We start from the raw sequence: 7,405 nt of genomic DNA on the forward strand, positions 1-7,405 counted from the left end.
CCAGCCTGCATGGTGAATCACATCGCGGCCGCGTCGGGAATCCCTAACGATTCAAGTTGGACGGTTTCCGCTCTAGAAGACAACGCAGTTCTTCATGGGCGCCATCGACTTCGACATCAAGCCGCTCGGATATGACGATGCGGGCGTGGTCTTCTATCGCCAGGACTGGGCTGAGGGTGAGTTCGTCTACCTGCGCGCCGATCCGGACTGCCCAGCCGCGAACGAATGCATCCAGTAAGCGCCCATCACGCACACGATGATGGGGTGGAACATCTACTCAAACTACCAGGGCTCGGCACTGATCTCGCCCACCGGCTGGAACTATTCTTCCATCGAAGTGCTTGGCGTCCGGTTGTGGGTTTATTCAAACCGCGCGGCCGAGCCCTCCCTCGTGGTCCCGCGCCTCCGGGGGCGAGACACGACGGCGGCCCCGCCTTCAAGGGACCGGCGGAATACGCCAACGTCATCATTGATCCGCACGCCTCGGCAGGCCTGCCGGCCGTCTTAGTTACCTCCGTAGAGCCCGGAACGATCGTCGCATGGCGCGCCGCAGCGCCCAGCGCCTACGATCGTAACGGCATCGTCATGGCTAAGGATGCGCCGGTCGGTGAGGCCGGCACCCAGTCGAGGTCGAGCCGACTGGCATCGTCAACCTCGGCCGCGCGTTTGGCCTGGCGCGCGCTCCGTCACCATCCCTTGCCTGGCTCAAGGCTGAGATTTCCGCCGCGGCACCTATGCGCCGGACCATGCAGGTCGGCTTTGCCGAGGAGGTGTGGTTGTTCCTAGACGGCCAGCTTATCCTTTCGGGCAGGAACCAATCTTTCTCCCTGGAAAGTCGTCTTTCGCCAGACGGACGCCTCGAACCCAAGAATGCTTCGATTTCTTTGGCTCTCCGCGCCGGACGAAACGAGATCATCCTGGCGGTCGGGAACGACACGCGCTCCCACGAAGGCCCGTTCGAATCCTTGCGCTATGGACAGGCCGCTGAAGCCCGCTTCAGTCAGATCGACGGGCTGGACCTGCACTGCCCCCCCGGGGGTGACGTCGCATTTCACATGAGGCAACGTCGTGCATCCGGACGACGGGCCGCCAAAACCGGAGCGTTACAGAGGGATCAACGATCTGAGGGTGGAAACTCAGCCGCCCGTGAACCGCTGGTCCTGGTGGCGTCGGATCTACGGCGTATCGTAGCGCCGCCGACCTGGCGCGTAAGCCGGAGCATCGCATGGCCCAAGTCGTCGTCATCACGGGTGGAAGTGCCGGGATCGGGCGCGCTACTGCAAGAGCCTTCGCAGCACGAGGCTATGATATTGGATTGATTGCGCGCGGCGCGGAACGACTGGCAGAGGCAAAGGCCGAGTTGGAGGCGACTGGCGTTCGCGTCCACACTGTGGCGGCTGACGTCGCCGACGCCGATGCCGTGGATCTGGCCGCCAACGACATCGAGGCCGCCCTTGGCCCGGTGGACGTCTGGATCAATAACGCGATGGCGACCATCTACTCGCCGATCCAGGGCCTCGACGCTGCCGAGATCCGGCGCGTGACAGAGGTTACCTATCTCGGGGCCGTCAACGGTACGCTGACGGCGCTGAAGAGGATGAAGACGGGCACGATCGTGCAGGTGAGTTCGGTGCTGTCCTGGCGGGCGATCCCAATCCAGGGGCCCTACTGCGGCGCGAAGTTCGCCTTGCGCGGCTTCACGGAGTCTTTGCGGGCGGAGCTGATTCATGACCGCAGCCTGATCCACCTCACCATGGTGCACCTCCCGGCGATCAACACCCCGCAGTTCGATTGGGCTCGGAACAAGACTGGACGGCAGACGCAGGCGCCCAGCCCCTACCAGCCGGAAGTCGCTGCCGATGCGATCCTGTACGCCGCAACGCATAAGCGGCGGGACGTGTTCGTCGGGTCGTCGACGCCGCCCACCATCCTCGCCGCGCGCCTGGCGCCGGGCCTGGTGGATCGGGCGCTTGCCAAGAAGGGCTATGACCAGCTTGGGACCAAGGCGATCCCACCCAGCGACGGCAATCTGTACGAGCCGGCCCCGGGTGGCGGTCAGGCGGCACGCGGACGCTTCGACGCCGAAGCAAACAGCCGGCGCGACATCTATACCAGCCGACAGGCAGACAGTGTCGCCGCCGGGCTCCTGCTGGTGGGCGCGATTGGCCTGACGATGCTGGTGACCTCGCCGTTTGTGGCTGGTCCGGCTTTGGCAGCGAGGGCTGTCAGCCGAGCGCTGCGGCGTTGATAGCTCGCTAGAAGCCTAGGACTTTGCACCGACCGTATCAATGGGCAGTCATCCATAGTGTTGAGCGCGATCCTCGTCAGCGTCCGCTCGGCAAACTCTCATAGGCTCGTCGGCTGACAAAAATTATCTGCCACGCCTCGGCTTGATCCAGCATCAGTCGACCGTCGCGGGCGAACTCCAGCCCGGCGACGAGCCTGCTGGCCAGTGCCGACCTCTTCCGGAGTCTGTCCACCGTCTCCGACCCTAGATCCGGCAGAAAGGCCGCCAGCGCACTGCGGTCCGGAAGCGTCCTCGGCCGGTCGCAGATGCGGGCAATTGATCCGTGCACAGGCCGTAGCGTGCGCGGCGGCAACTGGTAGGTGTTCGCCAGCTGTTCCGGCAGCGCCAAAGCTACGAGGCAGGCGCGCATCAGCTCGGTCAGGTCGCCGCCTGTGGTCGGAGCGTCTGCAACACCTACCTCCGCCCTGCCCGTGCCCAGACATGCAGTCCGAATTGCTGCTGACGCTCGAGCCAATCGGCAGCGGCCTGGATGTGCTGCCGGCTGATAAGCTGCCGCCGCAGCACCACCGCCTCGCGGCCTGCGGCCTGCGCCTTCGGTACGCTGGTCAGCAGGATCAGCCGCGCGCGCAGTTGGGTCAGCGTTGCCGCCATTACCAGCCAGTCCGCCCAGCACGACAGCGACGACGTTGCCTGTCGGACACTACTCTGCTGCAGCGCCTGCTCCAGTGCGTCGGCAAATGCCTCGATCAGCGCCACGATCGACAATCGCGACAGGTCGAGACGGTGTGTCCGTACCAGCTCGAGCAACCAGTCGAGCGGACCCTCGAACCCGTTCACCGACAGCACCGGCGCCCTGCTCTCCCGCCGGAGTGCACGCGACGCCTGCTCCCATTCGGCCGCGTCGGGTTGATTGCTCTCCGCCGCTCGCTCGATGGTGTCGGTCATGTCGCCTGGGCGTAGAGCGGCCGGGTCTCGAAGCGCAGCTGCGGCCAATTGTGCGCAATCGCCGACAGCGCCCGCCACGGCGTCCAGTCCGCCGACCAGAACCCCAGCCGCCACGTCGCCTCGACCGCCTCCTGGTCACGCGGCTCCCCGAGCACAACCACATGCCGCAGTGCCTGGGTGGTGCCCCAGTGCTGCCAGAGCCAGGCCAGCGCCCGCGGGTGGTCCGGCCCCGGCGCCAGGATGCTGCCGGGCACCGGCCGCGGCGCATGCAGGTCGAACGCACAGGCCCGGCTGCGCCCGACCTGCGCCACTGCCAGCGCATGCCGCCGCTCCGACGCCTCGCGCAGCTGTTGCGCCAGGATCCGGGCTCCCTGCGTGCTCAGACTGCGGGACGCTGCTGCCATCAGCCGGTGGAACCATTCCTCCTGCAGCTACCCGAAGTCGATCTGCCGCGGGATCACCCCGGGCCCCTGCCGCCCCCGTCCGGAAGCGCATCAGTTCCTCCACCGGCCCGCTGATCGTCAGCCGATGCTGCAGCCAGTCGATGTCGGGCGGACACAGCGCCTCTGCCGGCTCCGCGATCTCCGGCGCGGCAAGATCGGCTGCGGCTGAGTTGGTCACGACGCTGCCTTCTTCGGGCGCAGGCTGCGGCGGGCGAGGATGCGGCGCAGCGCATCGGTGCTGAGGCGCTGGTGCTCGAGATTGCCCCAGCGGTCGATCTTGCGGAACACCGGCTCGACCCGGGTCTCCGAGCTGCGCAGCCAGTCCTCCAGCACCCGCGCCGGGCACAGTCGGCGTTCCGCCGCACGCGGCAGCGCCACCGCCTGCGTCGCTCCGTCCACCACCAATCTGCAGCGTGAAGCCGTGGTGGCCGAACTCGATGTGCTCGACATCGAGCCCGACCAGCGCGCCGCGACCAAGCCCGGCGGCGGCCAGCAACAGCAACGTGCGGTCGCCCAGTCCGGCGAGATCACCGGGACAGGCGCCGGCCATGCGAGTCAGCTGTGCGGCACCCGGCGCTGGCCGACGTCGCGGCCGCGCCGTGCGACGCGCCTCCCGCAGCACCGCCCGCACGGCGGGATCCCGAGCCGGCGCTTGCAGCCTATGCCGCCGGTGCTGGTTGACGATCGCCGCCAGCCGACGCGCTAACGCCCCCGGGCCAAGCCGCGCCGCTTTGTCCTGCAGGTAAGTCGCCAGCGTGGCCGCATCGGCCGGCAGCGCCGCTCAATCGCCGTTGCGGCACCATAGTGCAAAGGCTGCCCAGTCGGCGGCATAGCGCCGCCGGGTCTCCGCCTTCGGCAGGGTTAGTTCGACACCCACCGGTCTAGCGGATGACCACGGGCTGCTGGATGGCGATGCTCTGCGGCTTGCCAATCTGGAGCAGCGAGGCGGCCAGGACCACCAGCGGCTGGCTGTCGGGGTTGAACGGGTGCAGCACCAGTGTTTCCATCTCGACCACCGTGTCGCCGGGGTTGAGCAGAAGCGCTGTCGGCCCGGCGTGGACTTCCTGCTGCGGCCCCATGCTGCCATCCGGCTGCACACGGCGCACGAGGGCGACGCCGCCGAGCACCTGAAGACCGAGATGTCCGGACACCACGGAGACCACCTGCATGCCCGGATGCACCTCGCCGGGAATGCTGGCCTTCGGGGCGAACGTCACCCGGCGCAGGGAGAGCTCCTGACCAGGCGCGGCTGCCGGAAGCGCCGCCCCGAGGACGACGCGGGCCACCCCGTGCACGGCATTGTCCTGGGCTCTCGTCGTGACGGTCGCGAACAAGGCGGGCGCCGCGAGTGCTACGATCAGGAGCTTCTTCCCACCCATGTCTCTTTCCTTCAGCTAATTTGGCACCATCTTAGCGCGCCGTCGGCAGCATCGAGCCGCCGCATCTTTCGACCGCGGTAGTGCGGGTACGCGAGCCACCGGTGCAGCGACGTCGTGCACATCCCGATCGAAAGGCGGCTCGGCCATCACCTCCCTCATGGCCGTCATCCCCGCGCCAGCGTTAATCCAACGGCAAGAGTGCGCGGCTTCCAGCAAGTCTGGGCAAACGTCCCAAGGGCGCGGAAAACGCCGCCGCTACTACGTGTACCGGGAGAAAGCGCTTGTAAGACGATCTATAAATATCTCTCGGTCCGCCTTTACGAACAACAGTCATTCGCCAATATCGGCCAGCGATCCGAAAGCCGTCCATCTTGTAGCAAGTGGTGGGACGGCGGAGCTTTTTTGGCGCGCGGTTATCCAAAATCAGGAGCTTGCAAGGAGCCGCTCTCGCCCCGTCCGCCGCCCTTGCCCCAGGGGCCTTGATCGTCGAGAGACATGACGTGCCCGGAAAGACGAATTTCGTCAGCTTAATCGCTTTCGTGCTTATCATTCGGCACTTGGCCGCCTTGGAAGCTGCCAGAGAGGATTGCGACGCCAGCTGTAATCGGCAAGCCCACCGTGATTGAGCTCAGCAACGAAGCCATCCAGACAAGTCCAGCGACTGCCGCTACTCGAGCGAGCATCAGCGCCAGGCATCGAAGACCAACTACGGATCTGCAAGGAGCGGATCGGTCGGGAGGGGTGGGAACTGGTGCAGGTGTTCCAGGACCGGGCAATGAGCGGTGTGTCGGCGTTGCGGCCAGGCTATCAGGCGCTCCTCGCGGGTGCCCGGGATGATACCTTCGACCTCGTGCTCGCGGAGGCGCTGGACCAACTGTCTCGTGACCAGGAGGACGTCGCAGCGCTCTATAACAGGCTGCGATTTGCAGGTATTCAAATCGTCACGCTGTCCGAGGGCGAGATCAGCGAGCTACATGTCGGGCTCAAGGACACGATGAATGCCCTATTCCTGCGTGACCTAACAGCCAAGGCGCATCGCAGTCTCCGCGGCCGTGTCGAGGCCGGCCGAAGCGGCTTTGGGAATGCCCACGGATATTCCATCGTGCGCCAGCCAGCCCTGGTCAGACGGGGAGCGTATAGTCGGCGGTCGCCAAGTCCATTCTGATCAGCCAGAAGTGGTGCGGCGGATCTGCAGAGCTAATGCGGACGGGCGCTCGCCGAAGCGGATCGCGCTCGACCTCAACGCCGCGTCTATCGCCGGCCCGAGAGGCGGAGCCTCGAGCGCCAGCACGATCAACGGCGACAGCCGCCGCGGCACGGGCATCCCGAACAACGAGCTCTATATCGGCCGGCTGATCTGGAATCGTCTTACCTACGCCAAGGACCCTGACACCGGCCGCCGCCGTTCCCGGCTGCGCACGGGGCAAGAGCAGGTCGCCACGGCGGTGCCAGACCTGCGGATCATCGACGACACGCTATGACAGGCGGTCAAGGACCGGCAGTCTAGCCTTCGAGAGATCGTGGACCCGGTAGACACTGCATCGGCGTCCGCGGCGTCGCCTCGCCCCTACTGGTCGAAGCAGCGCCCACGCTACCTGTTCTCCGGCCTGATGCAGTGCGGGATGTGCGGCGGTGGGTTCTCCAAGATCAGCGCGCTGCACTTCGGCTGCTCGACAGCGCGCAACAAGGGTCCAATGGCCTGCGGCAACCTGCGCACCATCAGACGGGATGAGCTCGAGGACCGGGCGCTCGAGGCGCTGCGGTGCCGCTTGATGGAGCCGGCGCTCTACAAGCAGTTCGCCGAGGCCTTCGTGGCCGAGTGGAACCGCGCGCAAGGTGACGCCTCGGCCAACCGAGCAGCTAAGGAGGCTGAACTGCAGCAGATCCGCCAGCAGATCGAGCGACTTGTCGACGCCATCGTCAACGGCACTCCGGCGGCCGCGGTCAGTGCTCGTCTGCAGCAGGCCGAGGCAAGGCGGCTGCAGCTGGAGGCAGAGCTGTTCGCGGCGGCACCTGAGGCGCCACGCCTCCACCCGGCCCTGCCGGAGCTATATCGAGCTAAGGTTGGCGATCTGGTGACGGCATTAGAAGGCGATGACGCCGCCGCGGCTCGGGAGTTGGTGCGCGGGCCGGTGGAGCACATCACGCTGCATCCAGAGGCCAACGGCTACCGCGTAGAAGTCCGCGGCCAGTTGGCGGCGATCATCGCGCTGTCCGGCACCGGTATGGCGACCAGCAGCGGCGTCGGCGCGCTCTCGGGCGACACGGACGCCAAAAGCTCCGGCATGACTGCCAAGGAGTTAAGCCTGCAAATGAACTTGGTTGCGGGGACAGGATTTGAACCTGTGACCTTCAGGTTATGAGCCTGACGAGCTACCGGGCTGCTCCAC

The 7,405-nt window shown here is 66.3% G+C and carries 11 protein-coding genes; 6 read left to right on the plus strand and 5 right to left on the minus strand.

The features are described 5' to 3' along the window. Nucleotides 1–94: 94 nt before the first annotated feature. Both FE263_RS22345 and FE263_RS21785 read left to right on the plus strand, forming a co-directional pair. Entirely contained in the window at nt 95–238 is a 144-nt protein-coding gene (locus FE263_RS22345) for a hypothetical protein (protein WP_171034288.1), read from the plus strand. Between the two features lie 987 nt (nt 239–1,225). Next, entirely contained in the window at nt 1,226–2,248 is a 1,023-nt protein-coding gene (locus FE263_RS21785) for an SDR family oxidoreductase (protein WP_138328152.1), read from the plus strand. A gap of 76 nt (nt 2,249–2,324) precedes the next feature. On the opposite strand, the gene FE263_RS21790 is transcribed toward FE263_RS21785, so the two are convergent. The 4 genes from FE263_RS21790 to FE263_RS21805 all read right to left on the minus strand — a co-directional run bounded on the left by FE263_RS21790 (nt 2,325) and on the right by FE263_RS21805 (nt 4,035). Then, nucleotides 2,325–2,657, minus strand: a complete 333-nt coding sequence (locus FE263_RS21790; RefSeq protein ID WP_138328153.1) for a hypothetical protein — start codon at nt 2,655–2,657, stop codon at nt 2,325–2,327. 44 nt (nt 2,658–2,701) lie between these two features. Beyond that, nucleotides 2,702–3,193 carry a hypothetical protein gene (locus FE263_RS21795; protein WP_138328154.1) on the minus strand — a complete coding sequence of 164 codons (492 nt, stop codon included), beginning with the start codon at nt 3,191–3,193 and terminating at the stop codon, nt 2,702–2,704. Beyond that, on the minus strand, nt 3,190–3,597 hold the full coding sequence (locus tag FE263_RS21800; RefSeq protein WP_138328155.1) for a hypothetical protein: 408 nt from the start codon (nt 3,595–3,597) through the stop codon (nt 3,190–3,192). The genes FE263_RS21795 and FE263_RS21800 overlap by 4 nt, the downstream gene beginning before the upstream one ends. Before the next feature lie 213 nt (nt 3,598–3,810). Next, nucleotides 3,811–4,035 (minus strand): site-specific integrase, encoded by a 225-nt coding sequence (locus FE263_RS21805; protein WP_138328156.1) that lies wholly within the window; start codon nt 4,033–4,035, stop codon nt 3,811–3,813. A 25-nt stretch (nt 4,036–4,060) separates the two neighbouring features. Here FE263_RS21805 and FE263_RS21810 point away from each other — a divergent pair, with 25 nt between their 5' ends. Beyond that, entirely contained in the window at nt 4,061–4,342 is a 282-nt protein-coding gene (locus FE263_RS21810) for a hypothetical protein (RefSeq protein WP_138328157.1), read from the plus strand. A gap of 175 nt (nt 4,343–4,517) precedes the next feature. Here the strand turns inward: FE263_RS21810 and FE263_RS21815 are convergent, their stop codons facing one another. Further along, nucleotides 4,518–5,015: a hypothetical protein gene (locus tag FE263_RS21815; RefSeq protein WP_138328158.1), complete on the minus strand. Its 498-nt coding sequence runs from the start codon at nt 5,013–5,015 to the stop codon at nt 4,518–4,520. Between the two features lie 751 nt (nt 5,016–5,766). Between FE263_RS21815 and FE263_RS21820 the strand changes: the two genes are divergently transcribed. The 3 genes from FE263_RS21820 to FE263_RS21830 are packed head-to-tail and all read left to right on the plus strand — an operon-like array spanning nt 5,767 to nt 7,378. Beyond that, nucleotides 5,767–6,180, plus strand: a complete 414-nt coding sequence (locus FE263_RS21820) for a recombinase family protein (RefSeq protein WP_240760070.1) — start codon at nt 5,767–5,769, stop codon at nt 6,178–6,180. Nucleotides 6,181–6,190: 10 nt separating this feature from the next. Next, nucleotides 6,191–6,496, plus strand: a complete 306-nt coding sequence (locus FE263_RS21825) for a recombinase family protein (RefSeq protein WP_171034289.1) — start codon at nt 6,191–6,193, stop codon at nt 6,494–6,496. A gap of 39 nt (nt 6,497–6,535) precedes the next feature. Beyond that, nucleotides 6,536–7,378 carry a zinc ribbon domain-containing protein gene (locus FE263_RS21830; RefSeq protein ID WP_171034290.1) on the plus strand — a complete coding sequence of 281 codons (843 nt, stop codon included), beginning with the start codon at nt 6,536–6,538 and terminating at the stop codon, nt 7,376–7,378. Nucleotides 7,379–7,405 lie beyond the last annotated feature (27 nt).

It is taken from the genome of Lichenicoccus roseus, from assembly GCF_005844085.1.
GTDB lineage: Bacteria > Pseudomonadota > Alphaproteobacteria > Acetobacterales > Acetobacteraceae > Lichenicoccus > Lichenicoccus roseus.

Coding starts and splice junctions, on each gene's coding strand:
- FE263_RS22345 (WP_171034288.1), top strand. CDS start 95: ATGGGCGCCATCGACTTCGACATCAAGCCGCTCGGATATGACGATGCG.
- FE263_RS21785 (WP_138328152.1), top strand. CDS start 1,226: ATGGCCCAAGTCGTCGTCATCACGGGTGGAAGTGCCGGGATCGGGCGC.
- FE263_RS21790 (WP_138328153.1), bottom strand. CDS start 2,657: ATGCGCGCCTGCCTCGTAGCTTTGGCGCTGCCGGAACAGCTGGCGAAC.
- FE263_RS21795 (WP_138328154.1), bottom strand. CDS start 3,193: ATGACCGACACCATCGAGCGAGCGGCGGAGAGCAATCAACCCGACGCG.
- FE263_RS21800 (WP_138328155.1), bottom strand. CDS start 3,597: ATGGCAGCAGCGTCCCGCAGTCTGAGCACGCAGGGAGCCCGGATCCTG.
- FE263_RS21815 (WP_138328158.1), bottom strand. CDS start 5,015: ATGGGTGGGAAGAAGCTCCTGATCGTAGCACTCGCGGCGCCCGCCTTG.